The organism is Polaribacter sp. Hel_I_88, assembly GCF_000687935.1.
GTDB lineage: Bacteria > Bacteroidota > Bacteroidia > Flavobacteriales > Flavobacteriaceae > Polaribacter.
In genome coordinates this window covers 3,698,186-3,724,986 of record NZ_JHZZ01000001.1, presented here as the reverse complement: position 1 = coordinate 3,724,986, position 26,801 = coordinate 3,698,186, and the positions used below count along the sequence as shown (strand labels likewise).

The following is a 26,801-nucleotide window of genomic DNA, read 5'->3' as shown; positions in this document are numbered from 1 at the left end:
TTTTTCAAAAATTCGATTAATTTCTAATCAATTTTTTAGTTATTGATTTTTTGTCAACTTCTAACTTTATAAAATATACTCCTTTTGATAAATCAGAAATATCAATGCTGTTTTTTTCTGAAGTTATCGTCGTTAATTTTACAACTTTTCCTAAAGTATTATATATGGTGATATTTGCGTCTGATGAATTATCAATATTTACAAAATTTCCATTGGTCGGATTTGGATACATTTTAAAAGTATCTAAAAAATCATTCTTAAATATACTTAAAGTGCCATTAAAATTACCAATATCACTATAAACCACTTCTGTAGAGAAAAAATCTGACCATTCTGCTTGTTCATTAAAAGTTGTTGTAGGGCCTTTTACATTTGTATTTCTTCTTAAGGTTACGTTTTCTGCAAAAGTATCTGTACCATCTAAATCTCCTATGATATCTATTAGTACGTCATTTTTAAAAAGACCAATTCTGTCATCTCCATTAAAAGTCATTGGAGTAACGTTTGCAACTGCTAAATCCTGTTCACGAAGTATATCTGCATTTGTTGCATCAGAATTTATAATTACATATACATCATTTATAAAAATGGTGCCTAATAATTGCAATGGAGCTTCCCAAACGCCACCAGATTGTCTTTTTATAGTATATGGATTTAAGTTTATATCATTACTTGTTAAGTTTACAATTTCTAACGCTTTATTAAAGCTATTTCCTTCAATATATTCGGAGAAAAATAATTCTGAAACATCACTAGTTCCATCTGAAGTTGTTCCGTTTACAGGATTAGATTGTGCAGAGCTATTGTTGGCAGCATCTTTTGCTAAAACAGTTATGCTGTAGGTGGTAGAAACAGCTAAATCAGTAACATCATAGCTTGTGTTAGTTGATGTTCCATGAAGCCTACCATCAACAAAAATATCATAACTAGTTACACCAGAATTATCTGTTGAAGCTTCCCAATTTACTCTAAAACTTGAACCTGTTTGGTTGCTAATAGTAATATTTGTAGGTATTGAAGGTGCTTCTAAATCTGCTAATGTTGTTCCGTTTACAACTGTAGATTGTGCTGAAGCATTATTCGCGATATCTTTTGCTAAAACACTAATGCTATAAGTTGTGTTAGGATTTAAATTTGTAATTGAATAATTTGTGGTTGTTGTATTTCCATTCAAAGTACCATTTACAAAAACTTCGTATTTAGTAACTGCTTCATTATCTGAAGAAGCAGACCAAGCAACATCCATACTTGTTGTTGTAATATTACTTAAAGTAACATTTGTAGGTACTGTTGGAGCTTCATCATCAGCTGTGATGTAAATACCCCAAGAATCTATTGCAGCATCACCACCCCAAATTCTTGTTGCTAAATAGGCATTATCTATAAAAGGATTTCTATTTCCTTGAGCGTAAGTTGCATTCGAATCGTGATATGTATTTCTTTGTATTTCAAAATCAGAAACAGGGTCTTCTACGTTCCATTTTAGGAATAAATCAATCATATTATCTGGAGTGTTTGCAGAACTGCCAACACCAACAACATTTGGCAAACATTGTGAATCGTAACGAATGTACATGTACATCATCATTCTTGCAATATCTCCTTTCCATTCATCACCTGGATACCATCCACCAGAAACATTTCCAGAATTTCCAGAACCGTCAGCAAATTTTAAACTTCCACGTTGTCCATTATAATTTACATCCGAAGGTCTTAAATGATGTGCATCTGCACCAGCACCAACACTACCTAAGTTAGGGTTTCCTAAAGATCTTGGGTAGGTGTGCTCTCTATTCCAGTCTCCTTGATCTCCACCATTTTCATCTCTACCTCTTGAACGTGCTGTGTTTCCAGAAGCTGAGTAGCCATAGACTAATAAAACCTCTGAGGTATTGCTAGGATTTAAATCAGTAACTTTAAGTGCTTCCCAAACACCAGGAGTGTAACTTAAAAAGTTAGTATGTTCATTTATTGTTTTTGTTGCTAAATTGTTTTTTAAGTTGATACCTTCTGCAGTTAAATCTACATCATTATAATAATCTTGTTGAGCAGAAGCTACAAACGTTAAGAAAAGAGAAGTTAAGAGTAATATTTTTTTCATTGATTTTAAAAATTAAAAAAAACGATTCAATTAAGAATCGTTTTTTGTTTATAAAATTAAAAATTAGTTTTTTATTAATTTCTTTAAAGTTGCTTGAGTACCAGTTTTTATTTTAACCATGTAAACTCCTTTTGATAAATCAGTAACATTGATAGAGTTTTGGTCTCTAGAAAGTTTTGTGTTCAAAACTAGTTTTCCTAAAACATTGTAAATTTGAATATGAGTATCTTGTGATAAGTTAAAATACACTTTATTACCATTTGTAGGATTTGGATACATTTTAAAAGTATCTAAAACAATGTTATTTGTATTTAAGGTAGATGAATGACTTCCAAAATTATCTAAAGTTCCAGCAGGTAAAACTTCCCATTCAGTTGTGTCAAATCTTGTGTTTGGAGCTATAATGGTTGCTTTTCTTCGCCAAGTTTTGTTATGAATATGGTCGCTAGTTCTATCTTCTTCACCAATAATATCAATCAAAAAACCATTTTTATATAAACCAATTGGGTCGTTTCCATTAAAGTTCATAGGTGATCCAAATTGATAAGGAAAAGTATCTATATTAGGTGGTCCATATAAATCTGCTTCATCAATAAGTATTTGTTCAGATACATCAGCATGCACAATTACAAATACGTCTCCAGGAATAATATTTCCATTTCCTAAAGGATAATCATCTACCCAAGAACCTCCATTAGACTGTTTTTGTATGGAGTAAGCAGATAAATTTATGGTAGCACCAGAAAGGTTTACAATTTCAATAGCTTTTTGATTCCCTGAACCTGCAGCAGGTTCTGTATATTCAGAAATAAACAATTCTGAAACACCGTTAAAAGCGCCTGCAGATGTAGTTGCAGAGATTGCAGTTGTCTTGTCAGATTTGTTATTATCTGTATCTACAGCTAAAACTTCTACACTATAAGTTGTTGATTTAGTTAAACCATTTACTGTGAAAAAAGTATTTGAAGTTGTTCCATTTAAAATATTATCTATATAAATTTCATACGCTGAAACTGCATTGTTATCTGTAGAAGCTGTCCAAGAAATTTTAAAAGACGTATCAGTTTCATTACTAACTACAACATTAGTTGGTATTGATGGTGGATTTGCATCTTGCAACGTTGTTCCGTTTACAGGAGTACTTGCAGCAGACATATTGTTAATTAAATCTTTTGCTACAATTGTAAATGAATATGCAGTATTTGTGTTTAAATCTGTAATAGAAATGCTAGTATTTGCAGTTTGTGCTGTTAAAACGCCATCTACAAAAATATTGTAACCTGTTACTCCTATATTATCTGTTGAGGCATCCCAAGAAACATCAATAGAATTTAAAGAAATATTACTTAAGGTTACGTTTATTGGTGTTGTAGGTGCTTGTGTATCTGTACTTTTGTAAATACCCCAAATATCTTCAGCAGATTCACCTCCCCAAATTCTTGTTGCTAAATATGGATTGTCTATAAATGGATTTCTATTTCCTTGTGCAGCTCTATTAGAAAGGTCTGCATGATAGGTGTTTCTAGCAATTTCTATATCAGAAACAGGATCTTCTGCATTCCATTTTAAAAATAGATCAATCATTTCATCTGGTGTAAATTTTTTACTTCCTACACCAACTGCAGTTGGTAAACAAACACTACCATATCTTAAATACATATACATCATCATTCTTGCAGTATCTCCTTTCCATTGGTCTCCTGGATACCAAGCAGCAGTATTTGGACCATCTAATCCTTCATGAAAATCTAAGTTAGAAAAATTAGAAGTACCAGAACCTCTTCCGAATTTTCTGTTATTTCTAGTTGAGTTACGAACTCTATCTGCCGCTCTTAAATGATGCGCATCTGTAGAGGCACCTGGAATTTCTGTATTCATTGGCGGATTTGATAACGATTGAGGAAAAACATGTTCTCTATTCCAAGCAAAAGGATCTCCACTACCATTATCTTGATAACGATTATCTCTCGAATAATCATTGGTATCATCATTATCTGTGCCATTTTCCCAGCCATAGAATAAAACAACATCACCAGAAAAATTAACATTGTCATCAGTTGCAATTGTAGCATCCCAAACATCTGGTCCACTACTAGTATATTCTAAAAAACGAGTATGTGCAGCAATTGTTTTGGTAGCCAAAGCATCTTTAAGTTGCATGCCAGAAAGCGTTAAATCTACATCATTATAATAACTTTGCTGGGCAAAGAAAGTAAATGAGAACATAGTTAGTGCTAAAAGTAATAGTTTCTTCATTTTTTAATATTTAATTATTTTTGATTTATACATTTTATTTTCGACTTCAAAAGTAAGCATATAGATTCCTTTTGATATTTTTTTAATGTTAATATTATGAGTAGGATTTTTTTGAAAAAAAACTTTTTTTCCTAACATATTATAAATCGTAATGTGTTTTATTTCACGATTTGTTTTGTTAGTTATATTTATAAAGTCCTTTACAGGATTTGGATAAAATTGTATATCGTTTTTAGAAAAAGAAGTAGTTGAAAGAACAATTGCACTATGTTGCCCAAAATCATCGGCATTGTCTTTATCAACAACATCCCATTCGTTTGATAAGTCGAAATTAATGTTTGGTTGTGTGATATTTATTTTTCTTCTTAACGTTTTATCGATTCCAAATGCTATTTGACCACTGTTATAAGTACCAATAATATCGATTAAAATATCGTTTTTAAATAAGCCTATTGGGTCATCTCCATTAAAATTTAGTGGTGCTCCAAAATTAGTGTCTCCATTATGTACTCGAATAGAATCTGCAATTGCAATTAAAAAATCTCCAGCAATTCTTCCTTTTTGAGATTTGCTTGCTGGGTGTTCTCCTGCAGCTTCATTTACAATTACAAAAACATCTTGAGATTTGATTGTTTTTCCTGAAAGCGGAAAATTGAACTCCCATTCTGCACCATTTAATCCTCCATTGCTTTGTCTTTTTATACTATAAGGACTTAGATCAATATCAGCATCTGTTAAATTTACTAGTTCTAAAGCTTTATTGTTTGATGACCCTTCCAGATATTCTGAAAAGAAAATTTCAGTAGCATTAGTATTGTTACTATTTGTTGTTGCAATTATTGTATCACTTAAATCAGATTTATTTCCGACTTTGTCTATTGCTAAAATTTGAACTGAATAGGATGTGGCAGTTGCTAAATTAGTAACTGTAAACATGGTTTCTGAAACTGAAGTGATTATGTTTCCATCTAAAAAAACTTCATATTCTAAGACTGCAGTATTATCTGTTGCTGCATCCCAAGAAACAACGAAAGAAGTTGTTGTTTCATTACTAATTGTAATATTTGAAGGAATACTTGGTGCTTCTGTATCTTTTAAAGTTGATTCACTAATGGCTTCACTTTGAGCTGATGTATTATTAACGATGTCTTTTGCTAAAACAGTAAACGTGTAATTTGTGTCAGAATTTAATTGATTTATTGTTACAGATGTATTGGTTGTATTTATAAATAAATTGCCATCAAGAAAAACATCATAGCTTGAAACAGCTACATTATCTGTGGATGCTTCCCAAGATAAATCAATTGAAAAAGTAGTGTTATTTGATATAGTTAAATTTGTTGGAGTAGAAGGGGCTTGAGAATCATTACTTGTATAAATTCCCCAAGAATCTTCTGCTTTTGTGCCACCCCAAATTCTAGTTGCTAAAATAGGATTGTCTATAAAAGGATTTCTATTTCCTTGTGCATTTTGATTTGTAGTATTTTCATGATAAGTATTTCGTTTCTTTTCAAAATCTGAAACAGGATCATCTACATTCCATTGTAAAAACAAATCTATCATATCATCTGGAGTAGTAGAGTTGTCTCCAATGCCGATATTTGTTGGTAAGCATCTATTATTGTAACGCACATACATATACATCATCATTCTTGCAACATCACCTTTCCATTCATCACCTGGAAACCAACCTCCGTTTTGTTGAATACCAGAAAACCCAGAACCTGTTGTAAATTTTCTGTTATTTCTAGATGAGTTTCTTTGTGCATCTGCAGGTCTTAAATGATGCGCATCAGAACCTGGACCAGCATCCGATAATGGAGGCGTGCCTAACGATTGAGAAAAAACATGTTCTCGATTCCAATCTCCTGAATTTCCACTGTTGTTATCAATTCCACGTACTCGATCATTGGTTACATCAGCATCTGAACCGTTTTCAAAACCATAGATTAATAAAACTTGTTGGTTATTGCTTGGGTTAACATCTGTAATTTTACTAGCGCCCCAAATTTGGTCGTAAAACAAAAATTGAGAATGTGTGCTAATAATTTTAGTTGCTAACTCCTCTTTTAAAGTAAGACCAGTTAAATTTAAATTAACATCATTATAGTACGTTTGTTGCGCAAACGAAAATGTTGAGCTCAAAATACATAATAAAAGGATATTTTTTTTAATCATAAAATTGTTTCTAACATAAAACAATTTCTTTTTCAGGAGATTAATTTTACAAGACGCAATAACAATGTAAAATTTACTTCTTTTCTAAAAGTGCCATATAAAAACCATCAAATCCAGAAACATGAGCAAGTACTTTTTTATCGCTAGCAAAAGTAAAATCTTTCCCAGCTTCTGATGCTAAAAAAGTTTTAACTTGATGTTGATTTTCTGATGGTAAAATAGAACACGTTGCATACACCATTTTTCCTCCTGATTTTACCATTTTAGAATATTGTTGTAATACATCTTGCTGAACTTTTTTAATATTATCGATAAACTCAGGTTGTAATTTCCATTTAGAATCTGGATTTCTGCGAATAACACCTAAACCAGAACAAGGAGCATCAATTAAAACACGATCTGCTTTGCCATAAAGTTTTTTGATAGGTTTTGTAGAATCAATAACACGCATATCTATATTATGTGCTTTGTTTCTTTTAGCTCTTACTTTTAGTTTACGAAGTTTACTTTCGTAAATATCCATCGCAATTATTTGACCTTTATTTTCCATTAAGGCAGTTAAATGCAAGGTTTTTCCTCCAGCTCCAGCACAAGTATCTATTACTTTCATACCTGGTTTAACATCTAAATATGCAGCAACTAATTGAGATGAAGCATCTTGCACTTCAAAAAAACCATTATGAAAAGCTTCTGTTTTAAAAACATTGGCTCTTTCAGGTAAAAGTAAAGCATCTGGATGATGAGGTACAAACTCAGTATCTACATTTTCGGTTTTTAATTTCTTTTGTAGAATTTCTTTAGAGATATTTAAGGTATTTGTTCTTAAAATAACTTTAGCTTGCTCATTTAAAGCAGCAATTTCTTTGGTCCAGATTTCTTCTCCTAATTCAGATACACACAATTCGTCCATCCAATCAGGAATAGACTCTCTATATTTTCTAATTTTTGATAATTCTGCAAAACGTCCTTTAATACGTCTTTCTGGCACATCTCCTATTTGATTCCAATCTGGTAATTTTATACCTCTTAAAATACACCAAACAGAGAACAGTCTCCAAATGTTATCTCTATCATAAGGTAGTTTAACTTCGGCAATTTCTGCGTATAAACGGTTCCAACGAACAATATCATAAATTGTTTCTGCAACAAATTTACGATCTCTTGCTCCCCAACGCTTATCTCTTTTTAATGCTTTTTCTACAGCTTTATCAGCATAAACACCTTCGTTAAATATATCTCTAATACTGTCTATAACAGCAAATGTTAAATTTCTGTGTAATCTCATTTTTCTTTAATAATGGGGTGCAAAGATACAAATTAGGTATTCTTAAAAATGAAAAATAAGTTTTAATTGTATTTTTTTAAAATTTATTTTTTTAGTTAGATAAAATTGTTATACTTTAGCACTCAGTAAATTATGTTTTTTTAGTAAAAAAGTATAATTAACCTTTCCCCAATTATTTAGTATAATTTAGATTTCCCCAAGAAAACCCACCCCCTGTATTAATTTAATTTTAACTATTATGTTTAGTTCATCTTTCAACCTATGTTGATTTATTAATTCTAAACATCGTAAAATGTTGTCAAGTCATCGAAAAATTAGTTTTCTTAACTCGGCAAAACACTAATTTTGAACCCGTAAATAATTTCAAAATAAAGAATTAGAATTTTAAAAAACCCAATAGCATAGCTAAATTACCAGTACCCTAAATATCTTTTTATGAATTTCACAAAATAACCTTTTAAGCAATAGTACTTGTAAAAACCCAATGCAAAGAGCTTTTCAACAAAAAAATCTTTTACATAAAATTTGATTTTGTTGATGTATTTAAGTTCATTGTTTTACAATACTTATTTAAAATCAATTATAAAAAAATTAACCAATGGTTTTTGAATTTTAGATCTTGAAATAAAAATCTCTAAATAACCAAACCACTCCTAAAAGAATCACCGATGAAAACAAAACTACATTTAAAACTATTATTAGTCTTAGCGTTTTCCCTTTTTGCAGGGTTTATTTCTGCACAAACGTTGTATAACGTAAAGCTAGGGACTGATAACAAAAAAATTACAGAAGTTCAAATTGAGTTTAATGGTAATACTTTAACTCAAACTAATGGATATGGTTCTGCTGGAGCTCCAGCTTCTAGGCAAACTACTTTACCAGTATTAATGAATTATACAAAAATTAATGATGGAGGTACTATTAAAACGTTAAGTTTTTTTAATGCAGCTGGGGCGTTTGTTACAAATAATAACTTTACAAGTTCAGCAAATGGGGTTGGAGTTTATAATGAGGGTACTGAAACTTTAACATCAAATGGAATTCCAGCTTGGGAAGACGCAATGCAGGTTATGGTAAAAAGTAGAAATGCTCTAAACTATTTATTTTATGATGGTTCTTCAGGTATTCCTACAGGTGCAGATTTTGATATTTTATGGGCCAAAGCTTTAACAAATGATGATCATTTAGTAGTAAGTGAAAGAGATGGGAATACAAACTTTATTATTGTGCCACTTAACGCACAAGGAAATGTAATTACTTCTGCAAGAGAATTAAGATTTGGTTTTCAAGATGGTGTAAACTCACCTAATGGAAATAAAAAATATGATTGGAATTTAGGATATGGTTCAGCAGGTAGAAATGCAAGTCAACCTCAATACTTTTCAGTTGTGGATGTTGAGTTGTTTAATACAACGCAACCTATTTATGGTTTTAGAATTGACAATAATGGTAATGCAGATGTAAAGTTTTATGGACTTTCAGATAATACTTATGATGATAACCCAAACAATCCACTAGTTCCAGGTCTTATAGGTAATGTATTTAACGATTTAGATCTTTTACAAGATAATACTGTTGATGGTAATGGAATATCAAATCCTTCAGGAACCCAACTTTATGCAAGTCTGCTTAATAATTCTAACGTTATTATTGCAACCAAACCTATAAATATAGATGGTTCTTATGAATTTTTAAATTTAGACCCAAATTCAAATTATACAGTAGTTTTGCACACTACTTCTACAGGAAGCACAAGTGCAAACTTACCAACAGGTTGGATAAATACTGGAGAAAATATCGGAACAAATTCAGGCAATGATGGAAATACAAATGGAAAAATAGGGGTTTCTATAACTACTACTTTAAAAACAAATGTAAATTTTGGAATATTTAATCCAGGTTCTATTGGTGATTTAGTTTGGTATGATACCAATAAAGATGGAACAAAAGATGGAACTGAAGGAGGAATAGCAGGAGCAACAGTAACTTTAGATCCAGGAACTCCAGGAGATGCTTCTGATGATGTACCCACAACAACAGATGCCAATGGAAATTATCTTTTTGATAACTTACCAGCAGGAAACTACACTATAACTGTAGATACTTCTACAGCTACTAATGTACCAGCAGGAGTTACATTAACTCAAACCTTTGATGATGATGGTGTTGGAACAGCAAACACAAGTAGCGTAAGCTTAGCATTAGGAGAAGATAATTTAGATCAAGATTTTGCGTATGGTCCAGTTGATGTTTGTACAGATGGAGCAACAGTTGGTATGGTAACCGCAAATGATCCAGATGCAGATGGTATAAATAATGTTTGTGATTTAGATGATGATAATGATGGTATTTTAGATACGGAAGAATGTGAGGTTTTAATTGGAGAAACTCCGTTTGCTGTAGCAAATGGTAACTCTGTTAATTTTAGTTTATCACCTGTAGGTAATGGTTTTGTTTTAGATATTACTAGATTGGATAATAGTTTCAATTTAACCATTAATGGAACTTCATTAACTTCACAAGAGATTCAATTTCAGCAATCAAGTACACCTACTGGTCAAAACATTCGTTTTAAAGATGGTTCAAAGTGGGGACAAGGCTCAATTCCACAAATTTATGGATTTGGAAATGCTATAAATTCATCTACCCCAATTTTAAGATTTGTAATTGATGAAAATTTAGATGTTAAAATGTATGGTAGTAAAGTGGCAAATGGTCCTTTATTTGAATTAGAGTTGTTTAATGGAAATTCTTTTAACGCCTTTACTTGGAATGCAAATACACCTAATAACTTCATTGTGTCTCAACTAGTAAATGGTAATACTTATATTGATGGTAGAGTATATGGAACTTTTATAAGTTGTGATTTAGATGGAGATGGAATTGACAATAATTTAGACCTAGATTCAGATGGAGATGGCTGTCTAGATGTTGAAGAATCTGGTGGAGTTGATGCAAATAATGATGGAGTTTTAGACGGAACTGGTTTTGATTCTGATGGATTAGTTACTGGTGGAACAGGTGGCTATAATGGAGCAAATGGAAGAGAAACATTTGCGCATCAAATGGCTATCACAACAGCTCCAGCAAACCAAACAGTTTCTCAAGGACTACCTGTTACTTTTAGTGTAGTTGGCTCTTCAGAAGAAGCTACAGGCTATAATAATGGAACACCACTATATACTACTGCAGGAAATGCAAATGCTAGTATTATTTATAAATGGTATTTAGGCGATCCAAATAATGGAGGAACGTTATTAACAGATACTGGGGTTTATTCAAATACAAATACTGCTAACTTGTCTATTTCAGATGTTACTGGTTTAAACGGAAATAAATATTATGTAGTTCTAACTCATACTAAAAATACTTGTATATCAGAAAGTAGTTTTGCTACTTTAACTGTAACTCCTTCTTTAGGTAGTATTGGTGATTTAGTTTGGTATGATATCAATAAAAATGGAACAAAAGATGGAACTGAAGGAGGAATAGCAGGAGCAACAGTAACATTAGATCCAGGAACTCCAGGAGATGCTTCTGATGATGTACCCACAACAACAGATGCCAATGGAAATTATCTTTTTGATAATTTATCAGCAGGAAACTATACTATAACTGTAGATACTTCTACAGCTACTAATGTACCAGCAGGAGTTACATTAACTCAAACCTTTGATGATGATGGTGTTGGAACAGCAAATACAAGTAACGTAAGTTTAGCTTTAGGAGAAGATAATTTAGAACAAGATTTTGCGTATGGCCCAGTTGATATTTGTACAGATGGTGCAACAGTTGGTGTAGTAACTGCAAATGATCCAGATGCAGATGGCATAAATAATGTTTGTGATTTAGATGACGATAATGATGGTATTTTAGATGAAGATGAAGGTTGTGGAAACGCAGTTTCTACATTTCCAAATGCCGATAAAGGTTATTTATTTCAAGGAAATCCTTCAACAGTTTTTCTAGTAGATTTAAATACTGGAGTTGCTACACCTCATAAAAACTTAACATTTCAAGCAAATGCAGTTGCAATTAACGAAGCAGATGGTTTGTTTTGGGCTGTAAATAGAACAACAAATAAAATTGTTTTAATAGATCCTGTTACTTTTAATATTACAGAAACGCTTCCAATTACGAGTTCATTATTTTCTGGAGCTTTTGATCCTATTAGAAAGCAATATGTAATTAATTCGCAAACTACTGTACAAGTAATAGATGGTGATCCTAACTCACCAACTTACAAAACACAAGTTAGTAGTTTTGCTGCTGCTAGTGTAAATATATCAGATATAGCTTACAATGCTGCTGATGGTAATTTTTATGGTATAGAAAATAATACAACAAACTTATATAAATTTGACACTTTAAATAAACAAACAAGCTTAGTAGGTTCTGTTGCCAATTTAGCTGCTGGTGTTTATGGCGCAGTTTATAGCACATTAGATGGTAAAATTTATTTAGGCAATAATAGTTCTGGAGTTTTATATTTATTAGAATTAAGAAATGGTTTAACAGCTTCAGTTTTTTCTAATGGTCCAGCTTCAGGTACAAATGATGGCGCAAAAGTTTTAAATGTAGATTTATCTGGTAACCAAGTTTGTTTAGATACAGATGGAGATGGTATTCCAAATTCACAAGATTTAGATTCTGATGGTGATGGTTGTTTAGATGTTGAAGAATCTGGAGGAGTAGATGCTAATTTCGATGGTATATTAGATGGTACAGGTTTCGATTCAGATGGTTTAGTTACAGGTGGTTCAGGTGGTTATAATGGCACAGATGGTAAAGAAACAATTGCACATCAATTGGCTATAACAACACCTCCATCTAATGTAGTTTCAGTACCTGGTGGTTCTGCAACATTTACGGTTGTAGGTTCAGCAGAAATGGCTACAAATTATTTAAATGGGAATCCTGTTTATGATTCAACTGGTAATGCTTCAAGTAGAATAGTTTATCAGTGGTATTTAGGTGATCCTAATAATGGTGGTGCAATTTTAAATGATTCAGGAGTATATTCTGGCACTGATACAGCTTCCTTAACTATAAATCCTACAAATGGATTAAATGGTAATACATATTTTGTAAAACTAACACATTTAGACAAAGTTTGTTTAGAAGAAATCAGTTCAGCAACATTAACGCTAGAAAATCCATCTATAGGATTAGCAAAAAATGTAGATACAATTACGAATAATAATGATGGAACTTATACAGTAACCTATTTATTAACAGTAGAAAATTTTGGGGACGATGTCTTAAATAACATCCAAATTTTTGATGATATCGTTACTCAATTTGCAGGGTTAAATCCAACAGGATTTTCTGCAACAGATGGCTCTCTAACTGCTAATAGTAGTTGGAATGGAACTGCAGTAAGTAATATTTTATCTGCAAGTCAATCTTTAGCTATTGGAGCTTCTGGTAATGTAAAAATTAGTTTTACAGTTACTCCTGGTGCTATAACGAATGTAGATAATACTGCTACAGCAAAAGGAACATCACCTTCAGGTAATGAAACTACAGATAGTTCAACAGATGGTATTGACCCTGATGGAACAGATAGTGATGATACTCCAGATGAGGATACTCCAACATCAACACCACTTCCTTTAACAGGTTCCATAGGTGATACTGTGTTTTACGATGTTGATAAAGATGGTGTTCAGGACATAAACGAAGATGGCTTAGAAGGAGCAACAGTAACATTAGATCCAGGAACTCCAGGAGATGCCTCTGATGATTTTACAACCACCACAGATGTTAACGGAAATTATTTGTTCAACTTTTTATCAGCAGGAAATTATACAGTAACAGTAGATGTTTCTACAGTAACAGGAGGTTTACCAGTAGGTGTAACAGTCGCAGATTTATCACAAACTTTTGACGCTGACGGAATTGCAACAGCAAATACAAGTGACGTAACTATTGCAGCTGGTGAAGACAATTTAGACCAAGATTTTAGTTATTATGCATCAGGTTCAATAGGAGATACTGTATTTTACGATGCAGACAAAGATGGTGTGCAAGATGCAGGTGAAGATGGATTAGAAGGAGCAACTGTAACATTAGATCCAGGAACTCCAGCAGATCCTGCAGATGATATAACAATAATAACAGATGCTAATGGTAATTATTTATTCGATAATTTAACAGCTGGAAATTACACAGTAACAGTAAATATAAATACAGTAACAAATGGATTGCCAGCAGGCGTTACTGTTACAGATTTGGAACAAACTTACGATGCAGATGGAGTTGGAACAGCAAACACAAGTGATGTAATATTAGCTTCAGGCGAAGATAATTTAGCTCAAGACTTTAGTTATTATGCACCAGCAAGTATTGGAGATACAGTATTTTACGATACTGATAAAGATGGCGTTCAAGACCCAGGAGAAGCTGGTTTAGAGGGAGCAACAGTAACATTAGATCCAGGAACTCCAGGAAATCCTGCAGATGATATAACAACTACCACAGATGTAAATGGTAATTATTTGTTTGATGATTTATTACTTGGAAACTATACAGTAACTGTAGACATAAGCACTGTAACAGGAGGTTTGCCAGCAGGTGTATTAGTTGCAGATTTAGAACAAACTTACGATGCAGATGGAGTTGGTACACCAAGTACAAGTGATGTAACTTTGGCATCAGGAGAAAATAATTTAGACCAAGACTTTAGCTATTATGCACCAGGTTCAATTGGAGATACTGTTTGGTATGATACAAATGGAAATGGAATGCAAGATATAGGTGAAAATGGTTTACCAGGAGTAACAGTAACATTAGACCCAGGTACCCCAGGAAACCCAGCAGATGATAGCATCCAAATAACTGCACCAGATGGAACGTATTTATTCGATAATTTAACAGCAGGTAACTATACAATAACTGTAGATGTAAGTACAGTAACTGCAGGAATTCCAGCAGGTGTTACCCCAGCAGATTTAGTGCAAACTTATGATGCAGATGGAGTTGGAACTTCAAATACAAGTAATTTAACGTTAGTATCTGGAGAAAATAATTTAGATCAAGACTTTGGATATAGAGGTAGAGTTTTAGGAAGTATTGGTGATACAGTTTGGTTTGATACAGATGGAGATGGAATTAAAGATGCAGGGGAAAACGGATTAGGAGGAGCAACAGTAACTTTAGATCCAGGAACACCAGGAAACCCAGCAGATGATGTAACAACGACTACAGATGCAAATGGAAATTATTTATTTGATGATTTACCAGTAGGAGTTTATACAATTACAGTGGATTTAAGTACTGTAACTTCAGGGATTCCATCAGGAAAAACAATAGCGGATTTAATTCCAATATTTGATGCAGATGGCGTTGGTACACCAAATACAAGTACAATTTCTTTACCAACTGGTATGAATAATTTAAATCAAGATTTTGGTTATGGTATTTCTTCAGTAGGGGTAAATACAGGAAATGATGGAGGAATCGAGTCAGAATCTTTAGGAGATGCTTTAACGAAGTTGTATGTAGGTAGAAAGAAAAATTCAGTACCAACAGAATTTGTAAAATCAGCAGCTAACTTGTATAACAAATCTAAAATGAAGTCTGTACAACCTTATCAAGGAAAAGGACAAACAATGTTAGATATGTTTCCAGCAGAACTAGTTCCAGGAAATGTAGCCAATATAACATCACCAACAGATATTTTAGATATCACCACAGCAGATGAAGTGTTAGCAGTAGATTTCTCTTTAGATGGCGAAACAAAAGGAGTTGTTTTAGGTATTAAAACTTCAGATAAGGTTTACAACCATACCAAAGCATCTTGTGATCGTTTAAGAGGAGCAGAAATTTTAAATATTCAGACTGTACAAGTAAATGGCTATAATTTCTTAATGCAAGGAATTAAACAAAGAAATGGAGTTGTAGAATATGCAATTTCTTTTGCAACAGCCAAAAACAATAACGATACAAACTATACGATTCAAACAAACTGGTATGTTAATGACTATACCAAGTTTAACGATGTTTATAACTTCCAAGTATGGTCTACAAAGCCGGCAGATACTCAAAAGTTAGTAGCGGATATTTTAGAGAATTTAAATTCTTTTATTCCTGTGAATCAAACAGAAATTCAGAAAGTTCCAGAAACGTACGCTTCTAAAATCTATAGAGATAAAGCTGAATTAGTAGTAATGTTAAGAAGTACAGAAGAAGGACAAACTGCAGAAGTATCTATGGTAGAATTGTATTCTGAAACAGCAAACAATATCAAATACAGAAATAATACTTTAAGCACAGAGATTCAACAAAGTTTACGATTAGATATCGCAGATGGCTATGAATATGATGGATTGGTAAAAGTAGAAAATGAAGTAGAAGATGCTTTTTATCATGCAGATGGAAACTGGGGCTTAGACTTTGATAAGCGTTATACAGAAATTAAAAACTACTTTGTATGGAATAATTTTGATAGAGAGTATAAAGATGATGAATATGCTATTAACAGAGATGTTGAAGTACAAGCAACAAGTGATTATGATTACTTAACCGTATATAAATCATTATTACCTGGAACTATTTCAGCAGATTACTCTGAGTATAACTATGTAGCTTTTACAGCAAAAGGATCAGGATTGATGGAATTAGGTTTAATCAAATCATCTGTACAAGATTGGAAAGCACAGTATAGAGTTATGGTAGATTTTTCTGAAGAAGAGCAAACATATTATGTTCCTTTTGATATCTTTGCATCAAGTGCAACGCAAGATAAATTAACAGCAGAAGATTTAACAACGCTAACGTTTACGTTTTTACCAGTAGAAGCAAACACAACAGAATTAGATTTAAAGATCTCAGATGTTCGTTTTGCAAAAACAGCAGTAGAAGGGCAGATTGTAAACAAGATAGAGAAGTTTAACAATGAGTTTATGGCTTATCCAAACCCATCTCAAGGAAATGTAAACTTGTTATTATTCAGTGAAACAGCTACAGAAGCTACAGTAACTTTATCAGATATTACTGGTAAGATTATCTACAGTCAAAAAGCGACGTTAAACGCAGGTAAAAACGAGTTAGAGTTTAACTTTAAAGTAAAAACTGGAGTCATGTTATTAAATGTAACAAGCCCAGAGACTAACTATGGAACCACAAAAGTTCTATTTAGATAGGAAAGTACATCAATAGTTTAAATAATTTTTAGGGGTATTAATTAGAACTATTGATCCCAAGAGAGCTGATGTAAATCGGCTCTCTTTTTTTGTTTTAACTATTTTAGAAATCAAAATTTATAAGGATTTATGTATTTTCGTTCTTTATAATTTTTAAAATTGATTTTAAACAGACCCATTACATATATTTCTGGAATAAGTTCGCAAAGAGCTGCACTTTTTTATACAGAATTAGGTATAAAAACGTGTAATGATTTGCTTAATTTTTTTCCTTTTAGATATATTGATAAAACTCAATTTTATGCCATTAAAGATTTACAACCCAATTCTTCTGAAGTACAAATTGTAGGTAAAATAACCCATGTAAAATCGGTGGCACAAAAAAGAGGTAGCAGGTTAGTAGCTACTTTTCAAGATGCAACAGGAACCATGGAATTGGTTTGGTTTCGAGGGCAAAAATGGATCAAAGATTCTTTAAAAGTAAATGAACCTTATGTGGTTTACGGAAAACTGAATCATTATAATGGATCTTTTAGTATTCCACATCCAGAAATGGAGCTGGTTACAGAATACAAAAAAAAGTTGCAATCTAAAATGCAACCTGTATATCCATCCACAGAAAAATTAACAAATGCAGGTGTATCAAATAAATTGATTCGTAACTATATTCAGAAATTACTTCAACAAATCTACGATTCACTTCAAGAAACTTTATCAAAAGAAATTATTGATGATTTTAAGTTGATGCCAAAAAGAGACGCTTATGTAAATGTTCATTTTCCTAAAAGTCAAGAAAGTTTAGCGAAGGCGCAAAATCGCTTAAAGTTCGAAGAATTATTTTTTATTCAATTGCAATTATTACGAAAAAAACTCATCAACAAAACAAAAATAAAAGGATTTGTATTTGAAAATGTTGGTCCTATATTTAATGAGTTTTATAGTGAGAAGTTACCTTTCGATTTAACCAATGCACAAAAAAGAGTTTTAAAAGAAATTAGAAAAGATGTAGCTTCAGGAGCGCATATGAATCGACTTTTGCAAGGTGATGTTGGCTCAGGAAAAACAATTGTGGCTTTATTATCGATGTTGTTGGCAATTGACAATGGTTTTCAAGCTGCAATAATGGCTCCTACAGAAATTTTGGCAAATCAACATTATATTGCTGTTTCAGAACTATTGCAAGGAATGGATATTAAAGTTGATATTTTAACAGGCTCTGTAAGAACTAAAAAACGAAAAGAAATTCATGCTAACTTAGAAGATGGAACTTTACACATTTTAATAGGTACACATGCCTTGTTAGAAGATAAAGTAAAATTCAAAAATTTGGGAATTGCTATAATCGATGAACAACATAGGTTTGGAGTAGCTCAAAGAGCAAAGCTTTGGAAAAAAGGAGGCCCATCCCAACCTTCCCAAAGGGAAGGAGCCCAAACTTTGCGTAAAAAATATATGACTTCTCGTCCATCAGTGTATAAATTGATGAAGGAATTGCAATTGGAACGTAAAAACAAAACTAAAGAGGCTGAACAAATTCTTTGGGAACAAATAAAGACGAAAAAGTTAGATGTTAAATTCAGAAGACAACATATTATTGATGAGTTTATTGTTGATTTTATTTGTATCGAAAAAAACTTAATAATTGAAGTTGATGGCAAATATCACAATACAAAAGAACAGCAAGAAGCAGATGATTTAAGAACAAAAATTCTACAAGAATTAGGTTTCAAAGTAATTAGATTTACAAATGAAGAAGTAATAGGAAATATAGAAAACACAATAATAAAGATAACACAACAATTAAAAGACATCAGTGATAAAAGCCTCCCTTCTGGGGAGGTTGGAGGGGCCATTCTTCCTCCCCACATTTTAGTAATGACTGCAACCCCAATTCCTAGAACTTTGGCAATGTCTGTTTATGGTGATTTAGATATTTCTGTAATTGACGAATTGCCTCCAGGAAGAAAAGAAGTAAAAACCGTTCATAGATTTGATAGCAACAGATTATCGGTTTTTAAATTTATGAAAGATGAAATAGCAAAAGGCAGACAAGTTTACATCGTTTATCCGTTAATTCAGGAATCTGAAAGCATGGATTACAAAGATTTAATGGACGGATTTGAAAGTATCTCTCGCGAATTTCCCTTACCAAAATATCAAATAAGTATTGTGCATGGAAAAATGAAACCTGCAGATAAAGAACATGAAATGCAGCGTTTTGTAAATCACGAAACTCAAATTATGGTAGCAACAACTGTTATTGAAGTTGGTGTAAATGTGCCGAATGCAAGTGTTATGATTATTGAGAGTTCAGAGCGTTTTGGCTTGAGTCAACTGCATCAATTAAGAGGTAGAGTTGGTAGAGGAGCAGACCAAAGTTATTGTATTTTACTATCGAGTTTTAAATTATCTGCGGAAGCAAAAACACGATTAAAAACAATGGTTGAAACCACTGATGGTTTTAAAATTGCAGAAGTAGATTTAAAATTACGTGGACCAGGAAACTTAATGGGTACACAGCAAAGTGGCGTTTTAAACTTAAAAATTGCGGATGTTGTAAAAGATTCTAAAATTTTAACTGCTGCAAGAAATACAGCTATTCAAGTTTTGCAGGAAGATCCTAATTTATCAAAGAAAGAAAACGAACCAATTTACAAAGCTTTTGTTAAAATGAGTAAATCTTCTAAAATTTGGAGTAATATCAGTTAAATTTGCAGTGATGATTAATTCCCGAAAAAAAATAATACTTTTAACTTTAGTAGTTTTTAGCACGCTCTTTTTTGCGTTTATCAGTTTTAATGCTGAAATAGAAGAACAGCCACAACCAGAAAAACCAATAGCGGAAGAAGAAAGTATTCTACCAATTTCTTTAGAATATTTTCCAGAAACGGTTGTAAAAAAAGTAAATTCTAAATTAGATTCTTTGTTAAAAAGAATTAATAAAAGGCACGATTTTCATGGTGCTGTTTTAGTTGCAAAAAAAGGTAAAATTGTGTATTCCAATCAAGTTGGCTTTGCAGATTTTAGAAAAAAAATACCACTTAAAAATGAGTCGATATTTCAACTGGCTTCTGTAAGTAAACAATTTACAGCAGCTGCAATTATGCAGTTAAAAGAACAGCATAAAATTAAACTTGCGGATACAATAAATGTTTATTTGCCTGACTTTCCGTATAAAAACATTACAATCGCAAACTTATTGAATCATACTTCAGGTTTACCAAAATATTTTTGGGTAGCAGAACACGAATGGAAAGAAAAAAATGCGCCTTCAAATGCTGATTTGATGAAGATTTTACCATTCTCTAAAGCACAACGATTTTTTAAGCCAGGTCGTAATTTCGATTATTCAAATACGGGTTATTTTGTATTGGCTTCTATTGTAGAAAAAGTATCTGGGGTATCTTTTGGAGAATATCTCCACAAAAATATTTTTGAGCCTTTAGATATGCAAAACTCTTTTGTTTACAGTTATCAAAATGATACTGTAAGAAGAAATCAGTTAATAGGTTATCGACTTTACAGAGGTTGGAAACACATAAAAATTGGTAACACTGTAAATGATGCTATTGTTGGGGATAAAAATGTATACTCGAATGCCGAAGATTTATACAAGTGGACTGTGGCTTTAAATTCGGGCGAATTTCTTAATAAGGAATCTATAGCATTAATGTACACTCCAGGAAAAACTATTTACGGACGAAAAGTGCCTTATGGTTTTGGTTTTAGAATGGATAAGCTAAAGGAAGATTACGTTTATCATTATGGCAAATGGAATGGTTTTAGTACAGCTTTAACAAATTACATAAATGATGATGTAATTGTAATTATTTTAGAGCATACAAGTTATAATTCTTTAAGATATTTAAATCGAAAAGTAAAAGAAATTGTAAATAATAATTTGGATGTTTAGGTAGTTTTAAGACTTAAATTTTAACAAAAACCATACAATGTTGCCAAGGCAAATTATCCATATTTTTTTCAAGTTTAAAACCAGCAGCTTTTAGTTCTTTTACAGCTTGTTTTTCGCTCATTTTATGAATTGTTTTTATGGGCACTGTTTCATCTTCCATTCTGTATTCTATTAAATAAATTTTTCCGTTTTTCTTTAAAGATTTTTTGATAGATAAAATCATTTCTTTGGGGAAATTAAATTCGTGATACACATCAACCATTAAAACTTTATCAAAGGTATTTTCTGGTAGGTTTACAGATTGCTCATCACCTTGAACCAACTCAACATTTTTATAAGTCTCAAAATAAGTATTGGTTAAAATTGCATTTAGCATCTCTGGTTGAATATCTACAGCATATATTTTACCTTTGTTTGCAATTGGTGCCATTTTAAAAACGTGATAGCCAGAACCTGCACCAATATCTGCAATAACATCAGTGGTCTTTATTGCCATATTTTTAATCAATTTAGACGTTTCTTCCTCTTTTTCACGAGTAGAACGTTCCAACCAATTAATACCTTCATAGCCCATTACATAAGCAATTTCTCTGCCTAAATACCATTTCCCAATGCCATTGTAATCCCCTTTTTTAAAAGTATATGTTGCTGTTTGTTGTTTTTTTTCTTGGGATGAAATGCAAGAAGTTGAAATAAAAATAAGAAATAGAAGGAAGATGTTTTTCATAATTTAAAAGTAAGAATCATTTGTTTTTAAGGGTGATAAAGAAATTATAAAATTTTAAAATAAGTTAAAACACTTTAACAACCACAGTATAAACTAACAAATGTAGTTTTCTTTCTTTCATCAATTTTATAATAACAACCAGGAATTGTCTATTTTGGCTCAAATTTAGAGTTGTTCTCTTTCCATATATTTTCTTCGTCATCCATTTTATCAACTTCATAGATTTTTTCAATCCATAACATTAATTCTTTACGTTTTATTTTTGGCATTTCTAGTTCTATAGTCATGCCACCAGATTCTTTACAATTAAAAACGGAGTAAGTAATATTGTTTTTAAATTCCTGTTTGAAGGCACATTCCTTTGTAGTATCCCATTCTAAGAATTGTTTTTCAAACTTTTCAGAATTAGTGTTATAATTATTTTTTAAATAAATTAAAATTGGTTCGGTATTATTGCCTTTAGAATTTTCTTCTTTTAATTTTGAAATATTTGGTTCAATTAAACTGAAATTTTGACTAAAACCAAAGTAAGAAAAACTGATTAGTAAAAAAGTTACTATTTGCTTTTTCATAATTTATAAGATTATAATTCCAACAATCGTTTAGCAGCATTAAAAGGCGTTGTTTTGCCATTTTCTAAAGCTGTAATTTCTTGGGTTAGCGCATTTTTTATCAAAGGATTATTATAAAAGTTAGCCTTTAATTGTTGTTCAATGGTAGATAACAGCCAATATTTATTTTGCTGATTTCGTTTTTTATCAAAATAATTATTCTCTTTTGTCAAAGTAATATAATCCACAATCATGTTGTCGATTTTTTCGATACCTAAATTATGCAAAGCACTTGCCGTTAAAACTTTTGGTTGCCAATTACTTTCTTTAATTGGGTATAAATGCAATGCTCTGTTAAATTCAACTTTGGCAATTTTTGCGTTTTTTTCATTTTCACCATCTGCTTTGTTGATAACAATTGCATCTGCCATTTCTATAATTCCACGTTTTATCCCTTGCAATTCATCTCCAGCACCAGCTAGTTTTAGCAACAAAAAGAAATCAACCATAGAATGCACCACAGTTTCAGATTGCCCAACTCCAACAGTTTCAATAATTATGGTATCAAAACCAGCAGCTTCACAAAGAATTATAGATTCGCGTGTTTTTTGAGCAACACCACCTAAAGAAGTTCCAGAAGGTGAAGGTCTGATAAACGCATTTTTATCAGTTACTAATTCTTCCATTCTAGTTTTATCACCTAAAATAGAACCTTTATGTACAGAACTACTAGGATCAACAGCCAGAACAGCTACTTTTTTATGTTGACTTGTTAAGTATTTTCCAAAAGATTCTATGAAGGTACTTTTGCCAACGCCAGGAACTCCAGTAATTCCGATTCTAACAGATTTATTTGCAAAAGGCAAACAACGTTCTAGAATTTCGTTTGCTTTTTTTTGATGATTTACATTGGTGCTTTCAACCAAAGTAATGGCTCTACTTAAAAAAGTAATATTACCCTCCAAAATTTTGGATACAAATTGTTCAACAGTATGCTGTTTTGCTCTATTTCTTTTTATTTTTTCCGCACTTAAAAAATGGGTTGTTTTAGGTTTTAAAACACCTTCATTTTCTTGTAAAGCAGATTTATTTTTATCCATTGTAAAAGTTAATATGTAAATTTAAGGATTTAACTTCAAATAAATTAAGAGTTTTTACATGGAGATTCACAAAGTTTCACAGAGTTCCACAGAGAAAAGTTGAGAATACCTCTGTGAAGCTCTGTGAAAATGCGCTGTGTTTCTCTGTGGAATTATTTTTTTTAAAATTTTGCAACAACTCGAAAAATGTATCGTCTATAAGATAAGAATGATTTAATGAAACCAACCAAACAATTACATCAAACTATAATTAACCAATGCAAAAACAACGATGCAAAGGCGCAAATGCAATTGTATAATTTGTATTGTAAAGCGATGTTTTTAATTGCTTATAGATATGTAAAAGATCGTTTTTTAGCAGAAGATGTAATGCAAGATGCTTTTATAAAGGCATTTAAAAATATTGATACCTATAAGAATGAAGTCGCTTTTGGAGCTTGGTTAAAACGGATTGTCATCAACCAAAGTATTGATTATTTAAAGAAAAATAAGTTGGATTTAGTTTCGATAAATGATGAGATTATAACTATTACAGAAGATGAAAATTGGCAAATTGATTGTGAAATTTCTGCAGATGAAATTGTAGATAAAATTAAATTATTAAAGGAAAAATATCGCTTGGTTTTAAGTTTGTATTTGATAGAAGGTTATGATCATCAAGAAATTGCACAAGTTTTAAACATTACCGAAAATACATCTAGAACAAATTTGCTAAGAGGGAAAAAATTATTGAGAGAACAGTTAAAAGACACGAGTTATGCAGCAAGATATTAGAGAAAAATTAAAGGATTTTAAAGAAGGAAATATAGAATTATCTGCAAACCATACTTCAAAATTTGAGAACTTATTGAAGTCTGAATTGCATTTAAAGAAAAAGAAAAAAACATCTTTTAAATGGCTGTCTGTTGCAGCATCAGTTGTGTTGTTGGTTAGTTTAGCAATTAAATTGTATCCAACAGAACAAATAGTAGCACAACCCATTGAGAAAAAAGATGCTGAAATAAATTCAACACAAGATGAAATTACTTTAGGTACTATTTCTCCTGAATTTAATACCATAGAAACCTATTATTTGAATAGTATTAAATTAGAAATTAGTCAATTAGATTTATCTGAAGGGAATAAGGAACTTGTGGATAGTTACTTATTAAAAATTGCAGAACTCACCAAAGAATACAAATCGTTAACCAAAGAGCTCAATACAAATGGGGTTAATGATGCAACTATAGATGCACTAATTCGTAATTTACAATTACGCTTACAGCTTTTTCAACGTTTAAAAAAGCAACTAAATGAACTTAATAATTTAAATACTAAACAACATGAAACACAAGTCATATAAATACATTTTCACCTTTATTGCCATCAGTTTTTTAGGAACTGTTTTTGCTCAAAAGTTCGATAAAAAATTTACAGAAAATTTCTCCACAAAAAAAGATGTGGAAGTTGCTATTAACGCATCAAACACAGATATTAATGTTGCTATTTGGGATAAAAATGAAGTGCAAGTTGAGGCTTTTATAGAAATTGAAGGAATCACTAAAGAAGAAGCCGAAAAATATTTTAAAGATTGGAATTTTGAAGCTTTGGGCAATTCTAAGAAAGTTCAAATCACATCAAAAGGAAATAATGCCTTTAATTTTAAGAATGATTTTGTTTTTTTTGATGATATGAATTTCGATTTTAAAATGCCAGATATTGATTATTCAAGTTTTGAAACTATTGTTTTACCAGATATGAATTTTGATTTTGATTATACAAATTTGCCTAATAATCTTGAAAATTTAGCGAATAATATTGGTAAAAACGGAAATTATTCTTTTCAATATTCTGATGATGATGTTCATATTAATATTAAATCGAAAAAAGAATGGGAAGAATTCAAGAAGTCTAAGAAGTACGAAGAATTAAAAAAGAAGATGAATTTTGATAAGGAAAAATTCAGAAAAGATTTTGTTGATTCTAAAGAAAAAATGAAAAAGCAAATAAAAGAGTCTCAAGAAGAATATAAAAAAGTGGATTACGATAAAATAAAAAAACAATTACAAAAAGTAAAAGAAGAACTCAAAAAATTAAAATTTAATTCTAATTCAGATGATATCATCATTAATGGAAAAAAAATTAAAATTAAAAAGAGACTAGAAATTAAAGTTCCAAAAGGGGCAACTTTCGATTTAAATACACGTCATTGTAAAGTAAAACTACCAAACACAGTTGCTTTTGGTAACGTAAAATATGGCACTTTTAATGCGAATAATTTAAATGGTGGTGAATTAACTATTGATTATTCACCAGTAACCATCAACGATTTAAATGCCTGTACTTTATTTTTAAACAACGTAAGAGATGCTAAAATAGCATCTCTTACAAATACAACAATGAGCAATAATTCATCTGGAGTTAAAATTTATAAAATCAATGAAAACGTAACGATTTCTGATAAATTTGGAGAATTAAGTATTGATGGTTTTAATTCTAATTTTGGCGAGTTTTTGTTGAATTTAAGTCAATCTAATGCAAGCATTAATTTAGGTGATGTGTCAAGTAAATTAAAATATCAAGTAAATAAAGTTAATTTGGAAAATAAACGAGCTGGAATATCGAACACAAATTCATCAACAAAAAATTTAATTATTTTTAAGGGTGATTATAGTAGTATTTTAATTGAATAAAAATTAGAAATCATCATTTATATATTTTAAGAAAAAATTTAGAGATTCATCTGGAGTCAAATTATTTTTCTTGTTTAACAATAAATAACAGCTTATACTTCTCATTTCTAAATGGCTAAAGTGATTTAAAGAAAAATAACGTTTTGTATATTTTCTATAAATCCTAAAACGTTGGCTATTAATTATTGTACCATCTTCATTTTCACTTTCTATAATTTTGGTTTTTAGAACTCTATCTTTTTTAGAGTTTATAGATCTTGCTCCAATAAAACCAAAAGATGCTTTATCGTTTCTACTCAAATAAGAAAACATCAAATCTTGAATTGTATTTAAAATGATTAAAAAATTTGTTGCTCCACTTTTGTTCCCTTTAGAACCTTCGGAAACAACTAATGAATGCCTATCATCAGAATTTTAATGAGATTTTAAATAAAATTGAACAATATAAATATTAGGTTCAAATTTTTCTATTTCAACAATATAGGTGTGATTAAATTCGCACTTAAAAGTATATAAATCGATTTTTAAATTGTCTAAAGTTTTAGAACCTTTGTATGTGTAATTATAAATATGCCTTTCCAATAGAAAAGGTTTTTATAAGACATAAGAATATGCAGAAGAACGTTCTGCATCAATATCTTTTTGAGTAAGAACACGAACTGTATGAGCAACTTTTACAGATGAATTTGTAATTTGCTGTTTTTTTATTTTAGTATATTTTGAGATAAGTTTTCCCATAATTTTGTTGTTGTTGATACAAATGTACAAAATTTGTACCAGCCTTTCAAAACTATTCAAAACTATTCACAACCTTTCACAATAACTCACTACTTTATAAAAGTATTTAAAAAGTAAATTCGATAGATTTTTTC

15 protein-coding genes are annotated in these 26,801 nt (G+C 31.1%); 6 read left to right on the top strand and 9 right to left on the bottom strand.

What is annotated here, in order from left to right; translation table 11 throughout:
- Positions 1–16: 16 nt before the first annotated feature.
- The 4 genes from P161_RS19215 to P161_RS0116630 form a co-directional block, all read right to left on the bottom strand.
- Positions 17–2,101 (bottom strand): endonuclease, encoded by a 2,085-nt coding sequence (locus P161_RS19215; protein WP_051605788.1) that lies wholly within the window; start codon positions 2,099–2,101, stop codon positions 17–19.
- A 63-nt stretch (positions 2,102–2,164) separates the two neighbouring features.
- Entirely contained in the window at positions 2,165–4,357 is a 2,193-nt protein-coding gene (locus P161_RS19210) for an endonuclease (protein WP_081817056.1), read from the bottom strand.
- 3 nt (positions 4,358–4,360) lie between these two features.
- Positions 4,361–6,535: an endonuclease gene (locus P161_RS19205; RefSeq protein ID WP_155810492.1), complete on the bottom strand. Its 2,175-nt coding sequence runs from the start codon at positions 6,533–6,535 to the stop codon at positions 4,361–4,363.
- Positions 6,536–6,608: 73 nt separating this feature from the next.
- Positions 6,609–7,820 (bottom strand): RsmB/NOP family class I SAM-dependent RNA methyltransferase, encoded by a 1,212-nt coding sequence (locus tag P161_RS0116630; RefSeq protein WP_026778024.1) that lies wholly within the window; start codon positions 7,818–7,820, stop codon positions 6,609–6,611.
- A gap of 668 nt (positions 7,821–8,488) precedes the next feature.
- On the opposite strand from P161_RS0116630, the gene P161_RS0116625 reads away from it, so the two are divergent.
- The 3 genes from P161_RS0116625 to P161_RS0116615 all read left to right on the top strand — a co-directional run bounded on the left by P161_RS0116625 (position 8,489) and on the right by P161_RS0116615 (position 20,879).
- Positions 8,489–16,966 carry an SdrD B-like domain-containing protein gene (locus P161_RS0116625; RefSeq protein ID WP_081817055.1) on the top strand — a complete coding sequence of 2,826 codons (8,478 nt, stop codon included), beginning with the start codon at positions 8,489–8,491 and terminating at the stop codon, positions 16,964–16,966.
- Between the two features lie 159 nt (positions 16,967–17,125).
- Complete coding sequence (locus P161_RS0116620) at positions 17,126–19,675, top strand: DUF559 domain-containing protein (protein ID WP_026778022.1); 2,550 nt, start codon at positions 17,126–17,128, stop codon at positions 19,673–19,675.
- A 10-nt stretch (positions 19,676–19,685) separates the two neighbouring features.
- Positions 19,686–20,879, top strand: coding sequence for a serine hydrolase (locus tag P161_RS0116615; RefSeq protein WP_155810491.1), 1,194 nt, complete (start codon positions 19,686–19,688; stop codon positions 20,877–20,879).
- 13 nt (positions 20,880–20,892) lie between these two features.
- Here P161_RS0116615 and P161_RS0116610 read toward each other — a convergent pair whose 3' ends face one another.
- The 3 genes from P161_RS0116610 to meaB form a co-directional block, all read right to left on the bottom strand.
- Positions 20,893–21,606 (bottom strand): class I SAM-dependent methyltransferase, encoded by a 714-nt coding sequence (locus P161_RS0116610; RefSeq protein ID WP_026778020.1) that lies wholly within the window; start codon positions 21,604–21,606, stop codon positions 20,893–20,895.
- Between the two features lie 149 nt (positions 21,607–21,755).
- Positions 21,756–22,178: a hypothetical protein gene (locus P161_RS0116605; protein WP_026778019.1), complete on the bottom strand. Its 423-nt coding sequence runs from the start codon at positions 22,176–22,178 to the stop codon at positions 21,756–21,758.
- An 11-nt stretch (positions 22,179–22,189) separates the two neighbouring features.
- The gene (gene meaB, locus P161_RS0116600) at positions 22,190–23,257 is read right to left on the bottom strand and encodes a methylmalonyl Co-A mutase-associated GTPase MeaB (protein ID WP_026778018.1); all 1,068 of its coding nucleotides are present in this window, start codon (positions 23,255–23,257) and stop codon (positions 22,190–22,192) included.
- A gap of 216 nt (positions 23,258–23,473) precedes the next feature.
- Here meaB and P161_RS0116595 point away from each other — a divergent pair, with 216 nt between their 5' ends.
- Genes P161_RS0116595 through P161_RS0116585 form a run of 3 tightly spaced genes read left to right on the top strand, consistent with a single transcriptional unit; the run spans position 23,474 to position 25,929 of the window.
- Entirely contained in the window at positions 23,474–24,031 is a 558-nt protein-coding gene (locus tag P161_RS0116595; RefSeq protein ID WP_026778017.1) for an RNA polymerase sigma factor, read from the top strand.
- Positions 24,015–24,599: a hypothetical protein gene (locus P161_RS0116590; RefSeq protein WP_026778016.1), complete on the top strand. Its 585-nt coding sequence runs from the start codon at positions 24,015–24,017 to the stop codon at positions 24,597–24,599. Before P161_RS0116595 ends, P161_RS0116590 begins: the two co-directional genes overlap by 17 nt.
- Positions 24,580–25,929: a hypothetical protein gene (locus tag P161_RS0116585; RefSeq protein WP_026778015.1), complete on the top strand. Its 1,350-nt coding sequence runs from the start codon at positions 24,580–24,582 to the stop codon at positions 25,927–25,929. Before P161_RS0116590 ends, P161_RS0116585 begins: the two co-directional genes overlap by 20 nt.
- Before the next feature lie 3 nt (positions 25,930–25,932).
- Here the strand turns inward: P161_RS0116585 and P161_RS0116580 are convergent, their stop codons facing one another.
- The gene (locus tag P161_RS0116580) at positions 25,933–26,229 is read right to left on the bottom strand and encodes a hypothetical protein (protein ID WP_155810490.1); all 297 of its coding nucleotides are present in this window, start codon (positions 26,227–26,229) and stop codon (positions 25,933–25,935) included.
- Positions 26,230–26,523: 294 nt separating this feature from the next.
- Entirely contained in the window at positions 26,524–26,667 is a 144-nt protein-coding gene (locus tag P161_RS19595; RefSeq protein ID WP_155810489.1) for a hypothetical protein, read from the bottom strand.
- Positions 26,668–26,801: the final 134 nt, after the last annotated feature.